A 15,314-nucleotide genomic window follows, 5' to 3' on the forward strand; every position below is an offset into this window, starting at 1 on the left:
CTCTTCGATAATGAGCGCCTCCGCATACATCCGGATCACCCGTCCGCACAACGCCGTCGTTGCCGGCCTTACCGCGCTCATCGGCTACCTCATCGCCACGGGCACGCTCACGCCGCCGTCGCTCCTGCTCGCCGTGATCGTCGCGCTCATCACCGCTGGCGGGAACGTCATCAACGACGTCTGCGACGTTGAGATCGACCGGATCAACCGCCCCGAACGCCCCATACCGGCAGGGGAGATCAGCCTCGCCGGTGCAAGGGCGTATGCAGCAGTTCTCTTTGCCGGGGGCATCGCGCTCGCCACCCTGACACCGCCGCTCTGCCTTGCTATCGCCATCATAAACTCCACCATCCTCGTCGCCTACGCCGTCCGGCTGAAACGCATCCCCGTCCTCGGCAACGGAGCCGTCGCCTACCTGACGGCGAGCGTCTTCCTCTTCGGCGGAGCGTTTGCGGGCATCGAGGGGCTGGTCCGGAACCTCTCGCTCGCGGCGATCACGTTCCTTGCGACCATTGCACGGGAACTCCTGAAAGATGCAGAAGACGTCGACGGGGATGCGGCGGGGGGCGCACGCACCTTGCCCATGATCGTCGGCGTCCGGAGGACGGGGATCTTCGCGTTCGCCTGCGCCTGCGGCGCCGTGGTGGTGAGCCTCCTCCCCTCCGGCGACTGGTGGGGCCTCTTTTACCTCGCCGGCATCGCGGTCGTGGATCTCGTCATCCTCTTCGGGGCCTTCCGGGGCCTTCAATGCACGACGCCGGGATGTGTCCGTGAGTCCGGTGCGACATCGATCCTGCGAATGGGGATGTTCGCCGCGCTCGCGGTCTTTGCGATCGCTGCGGTGATCTGAGCGCGGGAACCCCCGGTAGTTCAATACCTTCATCCGGCCGTCCCACTCATCGCACTCCCGCCCGGCCCCTCTTCATGCCTTCAGTGCTCGATCTCCGTCCTTTCAGGACGTCGTTCACCCAATAGCGATACTCACCACGATCCACAGGATGGGGAGAACCGTACACGGCTTTCTGTGGATATCGCCACGCACTGCCCCCGCCCCTTACGGGCGGGGGAGGAGCGCGAAGCGCGGGCGGGGTGGGGGGTCACAGATAACAACACGTGCGGCGGAGACAGGAGAAAGGGCTACAGATAGAGCCTTACGCGATAGAGGCAGGAGCGCGGGCTACGGGAAACGACAGACTCAGCCGAAGGTGTAAATATCCGGCGAACATGGGCCGGCAAAGACAGATGCGACCCTGTAATCTTCAAATAATCGCACTGATAATTTTATCAGGTTGTGGGCCGAGCTGTTACCCAGGAGAACTTCATGAAAGTTTACCGGCACGGGGACACATACATAGCACCGAAAGGTTCCTTTTTTGACGGAAACGTGAAGATAGACGGGAATTTCATCACCCCTCCCGAGACGCACGTCTGGGGCAATATGGTCGTTTCCGGCCGCCTCGAACTCGGGCCGGGTTCGACGGTCGGCGGGTTCATCGAGGCCGACAGCATCGTCATCGGCCATGACGCCAGGATAAAAGGGCCGATCAGGGTTCTGGAGACAGCCACCATCTGCGACAATGCGTGCCTCCATTCGATCAAGGCGGGAGGGAACATCACCCTCCGGCCGGGGGTCAGGGTCGGTGCCGTGAACAGCGACGAGACGATCTTCGTCTACGGCAAGGTCACCAGCGAGCAGTTATTCGGCAGGGCCGTGAAAGTCTACGGGGTCTGATGAATGTTTGATGCCGAGCATAGCGGCATCTCTCACCGCGGCCCAGTCCGCTATCGTCTCCACGCACCCGTCTTTTAAGTTCACGACACCGAGAGCGATGATCCCTATCCGATCGGACATATCGATCCCGTCCTTCACCTCCATGAGGCAGCCGACGCCGATGATCGCCCGCGGACGATACTTCTTTGCCATCCGCTTGATGAACGTCGAGCCCGGGACGATGAAGACCCGGTAGCCGCGCCTCTCGAGCCACGCCGTGTTCTCCCCGACCGAACACCGGCCGCAGTTGCGGCATTTGAGGCCTTCCGGCGTCAGGTTCGCCGGGCACTGCGCCGAGCGCAGGCACTGGGGCAGGAAGACCGCCCGCTGCTCCACAGGAGTCTCGGAGAAGGCCTTCGTGTTCATGGTATTCCTGAGCGTTATGAAGAACGTGATGAGATCCTTGTCGTCCAGCCCGAGAAGTTTGCAGAACGCCTTCACGAGCCCTTCGAGAAGGACCATGCCGGGTATCAGGATCTGCGGCAGGTAGAACTTTCCCCGGGTGATCGAGGCGGCGGCGATGATCGCGAGGGCAATCGCCGCAAGCAGCATCCCGAGGATGAGGAAGAACGTGACCTCTCCGATGAGGGTCATCACCTGGATCCAGATCTCGGAGTCGAGGAAACTCATGGCCGGACCTCCCTATCTCTTCCGACCAGCCGGAACGACTCCGTATACGGCGGTCGGAGCACCCCGATCTCAGTGACGATCGCATCGACGAGGTCGAGCGGAGTGGCGTCGAAGGCGTAGTTGAGCACGCCCACACCCTCGGGCGCGAGTCTTCTATCGCCGCAGGAGGTGAGTTCGGAGCGGTCTCGCTCCTCGACGGTGATATCCGCCTCTCTGTGGGAGAGGTCGAACGTTGAGAGGGGGGCCGCGACGTAGAACGGCACACCGTGGTGGCGGGCGGCGACGGCATGCATATACGTCCCGATCTTGTTGAAGACCGCGTCACCCGTGATCCGGTCGGCGCCGACGACGACGAGGTCGATCATCCCCTTGCGCATCAGGTACGCCGCCGACGAGTCGGGGATGAGGGTCACGTCGATCCCATCGCGGAGAAGTTCCCAGCAGGTGAGCCTCGAACCCTGGTTGAGCGGCCGGGTCTCGCAGGCGATCACCCGCACGTCCTTTCCGGCCTCGACCGCCGACCGGATCGTCCCGAGCGCCGTCCCCCAGCACCGGCAGGCGAGCGCTCCCGCGTTGCAGTGGGTGAGCACCGTGCACCTCTCCGGGAAGAGTTCTTCGCCGAACCCGCCGAGCCTCCGGCAGGTCAGTTCATCCTCCTCTGCGACGATCTGCGCCTCGGCGACCGCTATCTTCTTCGCCTCCGCGACCGATGCCGCGAGCGCCATCTTCCCGAGCACACGGTCGATCCCCCACGCGAGGTTGACCGCGGTCGGGCGGGTGCCCCTGAGGAGTTCGCCCGCCCGCCCGACCTCGCCCGAGAATCGCCCGAGATCCGTCTCGGTGCTCCGGACGGCGGCGAGCGCCACGCCCATCGCGCCGGCAATCCCGAGCGCCGGCGCTCCCCGGATCTCCAGCCGCCGGATCGCCCGGGCGAGGTCGTCGACGGTCGCACACCGCATCTGCTCGTACCGGCCGGGGAGCAGGGTCTGGTCGATGTAGAGGATGCACTCGTTCTCTGCATCCCACGCGATGGTGTAGGTATCCTCCTCGTCCAGCATGCTCATCCCACCCTGATCGTATCGAGGAACGCGCGCATCGCCGCCGCCTCGCCCATCGCAACGGAGTCGGGGATGTCCCTCGGCGCGGTGGCGGTCCCTGCCACGTAGATCCCGGGCTTCACCGTGAGGACGGGGCCGAGTTTCTGGTCGGCGACCGCGAAGAACCCGGACTCGTCCCTCGGGATGCCGAGCATCCGGGCAACCACATCCGCCCCCGGGGCCGGTTCGAGCCCGACGGAGAGGACGACCAGGTCGGGGTGGAACATCTCTACCTCGCCGGTCTCGGTGTTCTCCGCGACCATCATCAGGCGGTCGTTCTCCTCGAGCACCTCGCCGGGGAACCCGCGGACGAACCTGACCCCGAGGTTCCTCGCCCGCTCGTAGTACTCCTCGTAGCCCTTGCCATACGCGCGGATGTCGTTATAGAAGACAACGACCTCGATATCGGGGTTCTTCTCCCGGATGAGCGTGGCGTTCTTCATCGCGTACATGCAGCAGACCCCTGAGCAGTAGGGGCGTCCGGCGGCGAGGTCGCGGGAGCCGACGCACTGGACGAACGCCACGCTCCTCGGCGGTCTGCCGTTCGAGAGCCGTTTCAGTCTCCCGCCCGTCGGGCCGCTTGCGTTGATCATCCGCTCGAACTCAAGGCTCGTGATGACGTCAGGGATTGCGAGGTAGCGGAGTTGCCTCTTGTTTTTGGCATCGAACGTCGCGTAGCCGGTCGCGACGACGATGCTTGCCGCCTCGATCTCGAGGTGGCGCTCCTCGTCCTCGTGCAGGATCGCCTCTTTTCCGCAGGCGTCGTAGCAGAGCCCGCACTCGATACAGTGCTCCTGGTCCTTGACGACGATGTCCGGGACCGCCTGGGCGTGGGGCTTGTAGATCGCCTTCCGCACGCCGATCCCGGCATCGAACCGGTTGTAAACCTCCACCGGGCAGATCGCGACGCAGTCCCCGCACCCGTTGCACTCGCTTTCGAGGACGTAGCGAGGGTGTTTTCTGACCCGGACGCGGAACCTCCCCACCTCGCCCTCGATCCCCTCGACCTCGGAGCAGGTGTGGATGGTGACGTTAGGGTGCCGGGCCACCTCGACCATCTTCGGAGAGAGGATGCACATCGAGCAGTCGTTCGTGGGGAACGTCTTGTCGAGCTGGGCCATGTGCCCGCCGATGGTCGGTTCGCGCTCGATGAGGTGGACGTGGATATCGTGGTCGGCAAGGTCGAGCGCCGCCTGGATCCCCGCGACCCCGGCGCCGATGACGACGACCTCAGCCATGGCGGTACCTCCCTGCGAGGTTGACGTATTCGCGCGCGTTGTGGAGGATGCTCTCCTGCTGCTCGGGCGTCGTCTCCCTGACGACCTTCCCCGGCACCCCGAGGACGAGCGAGTTTGGCGGGATCTCTTTTCCCTCCGTCACCACCGCGCCGGCGCCGATGATGGAGCCCTCACCCACCACCGCGCCGTTCAGGACGACGGCGCCCATCCCGACGAGCACCCGGTCGTGGATGGTGCAGCCGTGCAGGATGGCGCCGTGGCCGACCGAGACGCCCGTCCCTATCGTGACCCCAAATCCGGGTGTCGTGTGGACGACGGCGTTGTCCTGGATGTTTGAGCCCGGCCCCACCGTGATCGAATCCCGGTCGCCCCTGACCACGGCGCCGAACCAGACGCTCACGTCATCGGCAAGCGTCACGTCTCCGATGACCGTTGCGTTCTCTGCGACAAAGACGCGGTTCCCCACAACCGATCCACTCTCCATAATGTGTCTACTATTGGTTGCAGCGATACAAAATGTTCTCCATAGATGATCCCCGACGGTGTGAAGCGGGGGCCGTGGAGGGAAGCCTGCACCGCTTCACCCGAGCATATAGATCAGCATCGCCGAGACCCCGCCCGAGAACGTGGCGATCAGGTTCGTGCCCGAGTTCCCGATCCTGCCGCTGTTCTCGAGCGTTGCGCCCACCAGGCTGTCGACATTGGTGCCGACAAAGCCGGCGATGACCGTGACGACGACCATCCAGGGGTCGGCGACGCCCATCGCCCATGCGACGACGGCGACGATGGCGGATGCGATGACGGCCGCAACCTCGCCGCGGAGGGTCACCCCCCCGTTCGTCCCCCGCGGCACCGGCTTGAGCGTCGTGATCAGGTACGGCGCCTTCCCCGTGACCCCGATCTCGCTTGCGGCGGTATCGGCGGCGGCGGCGGAGACACTCCCCATGTAGAGCGCCACGAACGCCGGGTGGCCCGTCAACCCGAAGAGGATGGCAGCGGCGGTCGCCACCAGGCCGTTCGCGAAGACGTTGAAGTAGCCGCGTACGCCCCCGTGCTCCTGGGCAACGCCGAGCTGCTCCTTGTCGCGGTAGCGGTACCGGGTAGCCCCGGCACCGATGATGAAGAAGGTGAGCATGATCAGGAACCACCGGACGTCCGCGAAGACGATCAGGATGATCCCGATCATGGCGCCTGAGAAGAGGCCGCTGACGTCGGCCACCCGGAACCGGTAGGCGGTGTAGCCGAACCCGAACCCGATGAGCGCCGCGGCGATGAGGAGGGTCAGTTCGACCTCGAAGTTGAGTTCCTCGAAGAGGAACATCGTCATCGCGACGCCGAGCGCCTCGATCATCAGGGCATCGTCCCGCCCCCGGAGAGCCGCCCGGAGGAGCACCGCGACGACCACCCCCATCACGACGACGAGCGGCGCGACGTACTGGAGGTAGAGCATCACCGCGATCGATACGACGATAGCGGCAACCAGGTGGTGGAGATACGACGCGTGCTTCCCTCCGGTAAGCCGGAAGGCCGCTTCCCCGATCACGACGATGCCGAGCGTGCAGGTGAAGACGAATGTCGAGAGCCAGCCGAGCCCGTAGAGCACGGCAAGCACGATGATCGAGAGCGATACGTACCGGGTATCCTTGATGAGGAAGAGAACGAGCGAGAACGGGACGAGGAAGAGCGTGAGCAGCCATGCCGGCTGGAGCAGGGGGGCCAGGCCTATGAAGGCGAGGGTGAGCACCGATGCCAGGACCAGCCCCGTCCGCTTTGTCATTCCTATACGATTGGAAGTTCAGGGACAAAGCCTTTAGGGTCGAACACCTGCCCTCTTCGTGGTTTCTGGCGGTGGACGTTCCGGGAAACCCCGCAGGGGGCGGCGAACCCGTGCGCTCCCGGGAATACCCGACCGGGAAAAGCCCAACAATATATTTCACTGGGAAGAGAGAGATTATACGCTGAAAATGTCGCCGTCACATCAACTACCCAAAAACTACGATATCGAAGAAGTGGAGACGCGCTGGCAGAGTACCTGGCGGGATGAGGAGAACTATTTCGATCCCGTCTCCTCAAAACCGCAGTTCATCATCGATACGCCGCCCCCCTACCCCACCGGCAACTTCCATATCGGGAACGCTTTAAACTGGTGCTATATCGACTTCATCGCGCGGTACAAGCGTATGCGCGGCTACAACGTCATGTTCCCGCAGGGGTGGGACTGCCACGGCCTCCCGACCGAGGTGAAGGTCGAGGAGACCCACGGGATCACCAAGAACGATGTACCGCGGGAGAAGTTCCGGGAGATGTGCCGCGACCTCACGCTCACAAACATCGAGAAGATGCGGGCGACGATGCGGCGGCTCGGGTTCTCGACCGACTGGAGCCACGAATACATCACCATGCTCCCGGACTACTACAGAAAGACCCAGGCGTCGTTTTTACAGATGCTCAAGGCCGGCGACATCTACCAGAGCGAGCATCCGGTGAACTTCTGCACCCGGTGCGAGACGGCCATCGCGTTTGCCGAGGTCAACTACGCTCCCCGGACGACCAAACTCAACTACTTCGACTTCGACGGCGTCGAGATCGCCACCACCCGGCCTGAACTGCTCGCGGCCTGCGTTGCGGTGGCCGTCCACCCCGACGACGAGCGGTACCGCGGGATGAAGGGGAAGAGGCTCACCGTCCCGATCTTCGGCCACGATGTTCCGATCATCGAGGACGTCGCGGTCGATCCGGAGTTCGGCAGCGGTGCGGTGATGATCTGTACGTTCGGCGACAAGACAGACGTCTACTGGTGGAAGCAGCACAGCCTGGATCTTCGGAAGGCAATCGACCGGCAGGGTGTCATGACCGCGACCGCGGCCCCGTATGAGGGGATGACGTCGGAGGCCTGCCGGAAAGCGATCCTCGCGGATATGGAGGAGAGCGGGATCCTGAAGCGGCAGGAGGAACTCGAACAGCGGGTGGGAACCTGCTGGCGGTGCAAGACCCCGATCGAGATCCTCTCGGAGCGGCAGTGGTTCGTCCGGGTCCACCGGGACGATATCATGGATGCGGCACGGAGGGTCTCCTGGACGCCGGAGCACATGTTCACCCGGATGGAGAACTGGGCGGAATCCATGGAGTGGGACTGGTGCGTCTCCCGGCAGCGGATCTTCGCGACCCCGATCCCGGTCTGGTTCTGCACCGCCTGCGGCGAGATGGTCATCCCGGCCGAGGAAGACCTCCCGATCGACCCGACCGTCGATAAGCCGAAGGCCCCCTGCCCGAAGTGCGGCGGATCGGAGTTCACCGGCGAGAAGGACGTCCTCGACACCTGGATGGACTCCTCGATATCGGCGCTCCACGTCACCGGGTGGGACGGGACCGGTAAACCGCCGTACTTCCCGGCGCAACTGCGCCCCCAGGGGCACGACATCATACGAACGTGGGCGTTCTACACGATCCTCCGGGCGAAGGCGCTGGTCGGGAGCCACCCCTGGGACGAGATCCTGGTGAACGGGATGGTGCTCGGGGAAGACGGATTCAAGATGAGCAAGAGCAGGAACAACATCATCGCTCCCGAGGAGATCGTCGGGCAGTACGGCGCCGATGCGCTCCGGCAGTGGGGTGCGGGCGGCGCGGCGACCGGCTCGGACATCATGTTCAGCTGGAACGACGTCGTTGCCGCGTCCCGGTTCCAGACCAAACTCTGGAACATCTTCCGGTTCGTCATGGGACACCTGGAGAAAGGTGCCGATCCCGAGGCGCCGGTGACGGAACTCACCGACCGGTGGCTCTTCGTCCGGCTCTCCGAGACGGTCGCGGAGGTCACCGCCGCGATGGAGGGCTACCAGTTCGACCGGGCGCTCAGGGCGATCCGGGAGTTCGCCTGGAACACGCTCGCCGACGACTACATCGAGATCGCGAAGGGGCGCCTCTATACGGACGACAGCAGCAGGGACAGCGCCTGCAGTGCGCTCCGGACGACGATGGACGTTCTCTGCCGCCTCCTTGCCCCGATCATCCCGCACTTCGCGGAGGAGTGCTATCACAACCTCGCCGGGAGAAGCGTCCATGCGGAGGCCTGGCCGGACTTCTCATACACCGACGACGAGGCGCGGCGCCACGGCGATCTTCTGGTGAAGACGATCGCGGAACTCCGGCGCTACAAGCACGACAAGGGCATGGCGCTGAACGCCCCGCTCGGCCACGTGATGATCTACGCGCCGGAACCGGTCGACGACGCCGGCGACGCCGGGCGGGCGCTCAACGCCGACGCCCACTGGTCCACCGGGACGCCCAGACTCGAAGAGGTCGTGAGCGGGGTGGACTTCAACATGGCAGTGATCGGGCCGACGCTCAGGAAGCAGGCGCGGGGCTTCATGCAGGCCGTGGAGGCGCTCCCGCCGGAACTGCTCAAGAACCCGCCCGCGACCGTCACGGTCGACGGCGAGGAGATCCCGGTGCCCCCCGCTTCCTTCACGCCGAAGGTCGCCTACCGGGTGGCGGGAGAAGAGGTGGACGTCCTCACGCTCGGGGACGTCGTCGTGACGATAGGGCACCAGCCCTGATCTCGTCCGCGATGAACCGGGCCACCTCCTCTCTTGGAAGCAGCGCATCGACGATGACGAACCTTGAAGGGTCGGCCGCCGCAAGGCCCAGGTAGTTCTCCTGCACCCGCGACAAAATTGCGGCGTTCTCGAAGTACTCTCTCTTTTTCTCCGGACCGAGCCGTGAGACGGCGTCATCGACGGGGAGAACCAGGAGGAACGTCCGATCGGGCCGGATCGTCCACCCCTCGTGAATCCGGCGCAGCCAGGAGAGCGGGTCGGGGATGACGCCGTCGAGGACGACCGGCTGATAGGCGAACCTTGAATCGGCGTAACGGTCGGAGATGATGAGCCTTCCCTCATTGAGCGCGGGCCGGATCAGGGTATCGATATGCGCGGCGTGGTCGGCGCAGAAGAGCAGCGCCTCGGTGATCGGGTCCATCCGCTCGGCGATCGCCCGCCGCACCGACTCGCCGACCCAGGTGGCGCCGGGCTCGCGGGTGAAGAGGGGGTCGAGGTCGGCGAGCAGTTCCCGGAGACGGGCAAGGAGCGTGCTCTTGCCGCTCCCGTCGATCCCTTCGATGGTGATCAGCACGACCGTCCCCTCCGGAGCCACTCGATCGGCACCGTGCCGCGGTGGACGGCGGTCGCAACGATCGCCCCGTCGAACCCGGCGTCGGCGAGGAGATGGATGTCGTCGGTTCCCGCGACCCCGCCCCCGTAGAGGAGGCGGCCGGGGTAGCACGCCCGCAGGGCTTCGAGATCCTCCCGGTCGAGGCCGCGCTCCGTCCCCACATCGCTGATATTCAGGAGGATGCACCCCTCAAACGAGAACGCCGATGCCCGGCGGAGCATCTCCGAAGGCTTGATGCCCCAGGGGAGCACCCTGCCCCCTTTGACGTCGATGCTCAGGTAACCGCCCCGGTAGGCTGCGAGATCCTCGATCGTCTTCGCCGCCGTCTCGGTGCCGACGACCGGTGTCACGCCGGGTACTGCCGCGCATTCGGCGGGCGACCGGCAGCCCCGATCGAGGTAGCACCGCTCGACCATCGCGGCACAGCGCCTGACGAGGTCGTCCTGCGGCGCCCTGCCCTCGAGGCTCTCGAGGTCGGCGATGTAGAGATATCGGGGCGCGAGAGCGGAAAGGTAGGCCTCCGGGTCGGCCGAAGGGGCAAGCCCCCAGGTCAGCGGCCGGTAGCCGGCGCGCATCCCGGACTTTCCGTGCACCACGAGACCGCCTGCCAGATCGACTGCAAGAATCAGTTCCATGTCCTCAACGTAACCACTATTAGGGAGAAGGAACATTAATTTCTATGCAATTACTCGTCAGTCCAAGCAGCATTGAGGAGGCAAGAAGCTCGCTTTCCGCTGACATCATCGACGTGAAAAAACCCTCTGAAGGGTCGCTGGGCGCGAATTTCCCCTGGATCATCCAGGAAATCAAAAAGATCGCCGGCAGGAAACCGGTCAGCGCTGCAATCGGGGACAATGAGTATAAGCCGGGAACCGCAGCTCTTTCTGCATACGGTGCCGCGCACGCCGGTGCCGATTACATCAAAGTCGGCCTGATGTTCGACGGGGAAGACCGCGCCCGCGAGGTCATCGAAGCGGTGACCACGGCGGTGAAACGCGATTTTCCCGAGAGATACGTCGTCATCGCAGCCTATGCCGATTCGGCGAGGATGGGCACGATCTCGCCGTTCGCGATCAGTTCGCTGGTCGCGGATGCCGGGGCCGATATTGCCATGATCGACACCGGTATTAAAGATGGGAAGAGTCTCTTCGAGTTCATGGACGAAGAGGCACTGACCCGGTTCACCGCACAGAACCGGGAGTTTGGGCTGCAGACGGCTCTTGCCGGTTCATTGAAGTTCGAGGATCTCGATGCCTTGAAGAGGATCGACCCCGAGATCATTGGTGTCCGGGGGATGGTCTGCGGAGGCGATCGCGCGATGGCGGTCAGGGCGGAACTGGTGGAGAAAGCAATGATGATGCTCAGGTGATGTATGTACACCGAGAAGATGCAGATGGAAACAACATTTACGTTCGACGACGTGCTCCTTGAGCCCGCCGAATCATGGGTGGAGCCCGCCGATGCCGATGTCAGGTCGCGTTTCTCGCGAAATATTCACCTGACCATCCCTCTCGTGAGCGCCGCCATGGATACCGTGACCGAGTCGGTTATGGCGATAACCATGGCCCGCGAAGGCGGTATCGGTGTCATCCACCGGAACATGACCGCTGAAAATGAGGCCGCCGAGGTCAGGATCGTCAAGCAGGCTGAGGACCTGATCGAGCGCGAGGTCGTGGCGGTCGATCCCGCATCCACGGTCACCGACGTGGAGCGGATCATGCGGCAGTATGGTATCGGCGGTGTGCCTGTCATCGAGAACGAGAAGGTGATTGGGATCGTCAGTCGGAGAGACATCAGGGCGATCCTCCCGAAACGCGGCGAGGCGAAGATAACCGACTACATGACGAAGAAGCTGATCACGGCCTCCGAGGATATCACGGCGGAGAACGCGCTCGAGACGATGTATGCGAACAAGGTCGAGCGCCTCCCGGTCGTGGACGCCGATGGGTGCCTGATCGGCATCATCACGATGCGGGACATCCTCGAGAAACGCCAGTACCCCCACGCGAACCGCGATGCGAACGGGAAACTCCGGGTCGCCGCTGCGGTGGGCCCCTTCGACTTCAACCGGGCGATGATGCTCGTCGAGGCCGGGGCCGACGCTCTGGTGGTGGACTGCGCTCACGGCCACAACATGAACGTCGTCAAGGCGGTCGGCGAGATCAAGGCGAGCGTCGCCATCGACGTGGTGGCGGGAAACATCGCGACGAAGCAGGCGGCCGCGACCCTTGCCGGGATGGTGGACGGGCTGAAGGTCGGTATCGGGCCGGGCTCCATCTGCACGACCCGGATCGTCGCGGGCGTGGGCGTGCCGCAGGTCTCTGCGATCGCAAACGTTGCCGGGGTGGCGCAGGAGGCCGACGTGCCGGTTATCGCCGACGGCGGTATCCGCTACTCGGGAGATATCGCGAAGGCGATCGCCGCAGGTGCAGACAGTATCATGGCCGGCAGTCTCTTTGCCGGCACCGACGAGGCGCCGGGGAGGGTCACGACGATCAAGGGCCGGCGCTACAAGCAATACCGCGGGATGGGATCGCTCGGCGTCATGAGCAGCGGCGAGTCGAGCGACCGCTACTTCCAGAAGAAGGAGTTCGGGAAGACCAAGTTCGTCCCCGAAGGCGTCGAGGGGGTCACGCCCTACGTCGGGCGGGTCGCGGACGTCATCTATCAGCTCGTCGGCGGCCTGAAGTCCGCGATGGGCTACACGGGCTCGAAGACAGTGGCGGACCTGAAGAAGAACGGCAGATTCCTCAGGATCACGTCTGCGGGGTACGGCGAGAGCCACCCGCACAACATCATGATCACCGACGAGGCACCGAACTACCGCCTCTTCGAATGATCCTTTTTTATGGTTGGATCACTAACATTTAGTAAATATGCTTGAGGGCAGCGAGGTTTCCCGTCTCCTTGATATCCTGGGAAACCGGAACAGGCGGCGAATAATTGAGCTGCTGAGGCAGAAACCGTGTTTCGTGACCGAGATCTCCGAGCGGCTGGTCCTCAGTCCGAAAGCGGTGATAGAACACCTCCAGTTGATGGAGCGCGAGCAGCTCCTCATATCTCACCAGGATGAGCGCAGGCGAAAGTATTACTACCTCTCGCATGACATCAATGTCATCGTAAACCTGCAGAAGCAGGACGGGGTTACGCTTCCCTCCGTTGACGAGAACCAGAGAACACGATTTGCAAGGAACCTCGAGGTGTTCAGGAGGATGGTTCGGGCCCACGACGAACTCCTGGATAACCTCGAACAACTGGAGCGGGAGATCGAATCGAGGTTCGGTGAGGTCATGCGCACGCGGGGGAGTCTCGTCACCGACGACGGGGAGATGGAGATCGTCCTCGCTCTCTCCCACGCCGACCTGCGCCTCGCGGAACTCGAGGAAGTGAGCAGCCTGTCCACGGATGAGCTGAAACAGAGATTGGGCAACCTCGCACGCAAGGGGGTTGTCGAGCGAATCAACGACCGATACCGGATACGTGGTACACATGGCGAATAACCCATACGACGAAATGTTTCGAGACATCGCGCGGCTGATGGAGCGGATCTTGAGCGAGATGCCCCAGAGCGATCCGAAGATCATCGGATTCACCATCATCGGCGGAATGCCCGAAGGGGCTTCCTACCCGGATTTTGCCGGGGACGAGGAAGACGAGTCCGATGTCGAGGTGGTCGAAGGGGACGACTGCATCTACATCACCGCGGTTGCGGATGCCCGGGCGGACGGCGCCCCATACGTCACGTTCCAGGAGGATTCAGTGACCCTCTGCACCGGGGGTGACGAGGAGACGGTCATCGATCTCGACTGCGAGATCGACGTACTGCACAGTTTCTACAACGTGCAGCACGGCGTCATCGACGCTGTCTGTCGGAAGAAGAGCGCACCGGGCGAGGTCGCCCGGTCCTGATACATCTTACTCTTTTGCATCGGACACCTGCGAGGCCTTGCCGGGATCCGGTGCTTTGCCAACCCTGACACCGGGTATGGGACGGGACCGCATACCGGTCGCGACGGACGGAGCGCCCGGAACTTGTCTTGACTTCGCGCTCTTCGCGTGAGGCTGTATCGTTATCTGCACCTGTTTGCTCACGCGAAGCCGCGAAGAGCGCGAAATCGGTTATCCAAGAGCGACTCCCCTTCGCGGCTTCGCGTTCTTCGCGTGAGACTGTATTATTATCCCCCCTGCAAGTAACTCACGCGAAGAATGATGGATCAGTGAAGGGCTGTATCCACACCGGCATCGCGGAGCGCTTCGATGATTGCCGCCCGGACACCATCCACCGTCTCACCTTCGAGGGCCTCACGGAGCGCTGAAACTGCCTCCCCGCCGCCGATCGTGCCGAGCGAGCGGGCGGCGCTCCGGCGCACGAACTCGTTCTCGTCGTCCCGCATCCTCCCGAGCAGCCCGACCCCCCCGGGGTCGCCGAGCAGCCCGAGCCCCTTCGCCGCCATGTAGCGGACGTGATCCTTCTCATCGTCGAGGGCGGCGACGAGGGGCGCATACGCCTCGCCGTCGCCGAGCAGCCCGAGGGCCTCCGCAGCGCGATACCGCACTCTCCAGTCGCTGTCCGTCAGCAGGGCAATGCAGGCGGGCACGGCGGGTCTCCCAACCGCGACGAGTCCGTGCATCGCCTCCGCCCGCACGGCCTTCTCCGGGTCAAAGAGCCGTGAGATCAGGGTCTCCAGGTCCGGACGGTCGTCTCCAGGCCCAGGGGATATGCTATGAGTCATGGTTCCGTCACTCCCGCGGCCTACGCCCGGGCGTATATCACACGTTGAGGCGGGTTTGTAATAAGTGCTTGGGGCCGCCGGGCCACTAGCAGGCGCTGTATCCCCGCGGCCCCTCTCTCCTGTCAGGTCAGAAATCCGGAAGCATATATCGCCAGACTCACCAGAACAAAAAGACCTGTCCCGAGGATGAGCGTCCCCAGAGCATTGAATAAAGGATCGCTCTCGATCCATTTCCCTTGAGCGTGCATGGCACCGGATACAGCATCAAGGTATATATATTTTACCTGGGAGATAAAAATAAATCCTTCTATATAATCATTTTCAATAGCGATTCCTGCCGGACTACGAGTTTGAGGATTATCGAGGGTTCAGAGCGGTTTCCCGGTACGCTCCGGGCATGCTGCATGCCGCCTCAGGGAGATGAACCGCTCCGCTGGAAGCCTTCAAGATGAAAGAAAGTGACGCCCAGGACGGAATTCGAATCCGTGTCGACGGCGTGACAGGCCGTCATGATAGGCCACTACACTACCTGGGCACTCAATGTTTGGGGGTGATCCCGCCTCCCGGATTCGAACCGGGGACATCGCGGTAGCCGCGCAGTTCGCCCGAGAGCGAAGACCATACTACAGCCGCGCACTCTACCAGTCTGAGTTAAGGCGGGTCACTGCTCTAATAA

General features: G+C 63.4%; 15 protein-coding genes and 2 tRNA genes. 7 read left to right on the forward strand and 10 right to left on the reverse strand.

Annotation, left to right across the window (positions count from 1 at the left end):
* The first annotated feature begins 10 nt into the window (after positions 1-10).
* Both FKB36_RS07715 and FKB36_RS07720 read left to right on the forward strand, forming a co-directional pair.
* A complete protein-coding gene (locus FKB36_RS07715) occupies positions 11-850 on the forward strand; it encodes a geranylgeranylglycerol-phosphate geranylgeranyltransferase (RefSeq protein WP_261597486.1) in 840 nt (279 codons plus the stop codon).
* Positions 851-1,321: 471 nt separating this feature from the next.
* On the forward strand, positions 1,322-1,732 hold the full coding sequence (locus FKB36_RS07720) for a polymer-forming cytoskeletal protein (RefSeq protein WP_261597487.1): 411 nt from the start codon (positions 1,322-1,324) through the stop codon (positions 1,730-1,732).
* On the opposite strand, the gene FKB36_RS07725 is transcribed toward FKB36_RS07720, so the two are convergent.
* The 5 genes from FKB36_RS07725 to FKB36_RS07745 all read right to left on the reverse strand — a co-directional run bounded on the left by FKB36_RS07725 (position 1,697) and on the right by FKB36_RS07745 (position 6,513).
* Positions 1,697-2,401 (reverse strand): DUF116 domain-containing protein, encoded by a 705-nt coding sequence (locus tag FKB36_RS07725; RefSeq protein WP_261597488.1) that lies wholly within the window; start codon positions 2,399-2,401, stop codon positions 1,697-1,699. The genes FKB36_RS07720 and FKB36_RS07725 overlap by 36 nt on opposite strands.
* Positions 2,398-3,459: an S-methyl-5-thioribose-1-phosphate isomerase gene (mtnA, locus tag FKB36_RS07730; RefSeq protein WP_261597489.1), complete on the reverse strand. Its 1,062-nt coding sequence runs from the start codon at positions 3,457-3,459 to the stop codon at positions 2,398-2,400. The genes FKB36_RS07725 and mtnA overlap by 4 nt, the downstream gene beginning before the upstream one ends.
* Positions 3,460-3,461: 2 nt before the next feature.
* The gene (locus FKB36_RS07735; RefSeq protein WP_261597490.1) at positions 3,462-4,736 is read right to left on the reverse strand and encodes a CoB--CoM heterodisulfide reductase iron-sulfur subunit A family protein; all 1,275 of its coding nucleotides are present in this window, start codon (positions 4,734-4,736) and stop codon (positions 3,462-3,464) included.
* Positions 4,729-5,220, reverse strand: a complete 492-nt coding sequence (locus FKB36_RS07740; RefSeq protein ID WP_261597491.1) for a gamma carbonic anhydrase family protein — start codon at positions 5,218-5,220, stop codon at positions 4,729-4,731. Before FKB36_RS07740 ends, FKB36_RS07735 begins: the two co-directional genes overlap by 8 nt.
* Before the next feature lie 96 nt (positions 5,221-5,316).
* Complete coding sequence (locus FKB36_RS07745; protein WP_261597492.1) at positions 5,317-6,513, reverse strand: TIGR00297 family protein; 1,197 nt, start codon at positions 6,511-6,513, stop codon at positions 5,317-5,319.
* 187 nt (positions 6,514-6,700) lie between these two features.
* Here FKB36_RS07745 and FKB36_RS07750 point away from each other — a divergent pair, with 187 nt between their 5' ends.
* Complete coding sequence (locus tag FKB36_RS07750) at positions 6,701-9,292, forward strand: valine--tRNA ligase (RefSeq protein ID WP_261597493.1); 2,592 nt, start codon at positions 6,701-6,703, stop codon at positions 9,290-9,292.
* On the opposite strand, the gene tmk is transcribed toward FKB36_RS07750, so the two are convergent.
* Together tmk and FKB36_RS07760 are read right to left on the reverse strand one after the other, a co-directional pair.
* Complete coding sequence (tmk, locus tag FKB36_RS07755) at positions 9,249-9,866, reverse strand: dTMP kinase (protein WP_261597494.1); 618 nt, start codon at positions 9,864-9,866, stop codon at positions 9,249-9,251. The genes FKB36_RS07750 and tmk overlap by 44 nt on opposite strands.
* Entirely contained in the window at positions 9,860-10,540 is a 681-nt protein-coding gene (locus FKB36_RS07760; protein WP_261597495.1) for a HisA/HisF-related TIM barrel protein, read from the reverse strand. The genes tmk and FKB36_RS07760 overlap by 7 nt, the downstream gene beginning before the upstream one ends.
* Positions 10,541-10,584: 44 nt before the next feature.
* Between FKB36_RS07760 and FKB36_RS07765 the strand changes: the two genes are divergently transcribed.
* Genes FKB36_RS07765 through FKB36_RS07780 form a run of 4 tightly spaced genes read left to right on the forward strand, consistent with a single transcriptional unit; the run spans position 10,585 to position 13,814 of the window.
* A complete protein-coding gene (locus tag FKB36_RS07765) occupies positions 10,585-11,274 on the forward strand; it encodes a (5-formylfuran-3-yl)methyl phosphate synthase (protein ID WP_261597496.1) in 690 nt (229 codons plus the stop codon).
* Positions 11,275-11,277: 3 nt separating this feature from the next.
* Positions 11,278-12,744, forward strand: a complete 1,467-nt coding sequence (gene guaB, locus FKB36_RS07770) for an IMP dehydrogenase (protein ID WP_261597497.1) — start codon at positions 11,278-11,280, stop codon at positions 12,742-12,744.
* A 37-nt stretch (positions 12,745-12,781) separates the two neighbouring features.
* The gene (locus tag FKB36_RS07775) at positions 12,782-13,405 is read left to right on the forward strand and encodes an ArsR/SmtB family transcription factor (protein ID WP_261597498.1); all 624 of its coding nucleotides are present in this window, start codon (positions 12,782-12,784) and stop codon (positions 13,403-13,405) included.
* Positions 13,395-13,814, forward strand: a complete 420-nt coding sequence (locus FKB36_RS07780) for a hypothetical protein (RefSeq protein WP_261597499.1) — start codon at positions 13,395-13,397, stop codon at positions 13,812-13,814. The genes FKB36_RS07775 and FKB36_RS07780 overlap by 11 nt, the downstream gene beginning before the upstream one ends.
* Before the next feature lie 305 nt (positions 13,815-14,119).
* Here the strand turns inward: FKB36_RS07780 and FKB36_RS07785 are convergent, their stop codons facing one another.
* The 3 genes from FKB36_RS07785 to FKB36_RS07795 all read right to left on the reverse strand — a co-directional run bounded on the left by FKB36_RS07785 (position 14,120) and on the right by FKB36_RS07795 (position 15,299).
* A complete protein-coding gene (locus FKB36_RS07785; RefSeq protein WP_261597500.1) occupies positions 14,120-14,638 on the reverse strand; it encodes a HEAT repeat domain-containing protein in 519 nt (172 codons plus the stop codon).
* Positions 14,639-15,100: 462 nt separating this feature from the next.
* Positions 15,101-15,173: transfer RNA gene (locus FKB36_RS07790), tRNA-Asp, on the reverse strand.
* Positions 15,174-15,192: 19 nt separating this feature from the next.
* A tRNA-Tyr gene (locus FKB36_RS07795) sits at positions 15,193-15,299 on the reverse strand.
* Positions 15,300-15,314: the final 15 nt, after the last annotated feature.

It is taken from the genome of Methanoculleus formosensis, assembly GCF_025384765.1.
In the GTDB taxonomy this organism is placed as follows: Archaea; Halobacteriota; Methanomicrobia; order Methanomicrobiales; family Methanoculleaceae; genus Methanoculleus; species Methanoculleus formosensis.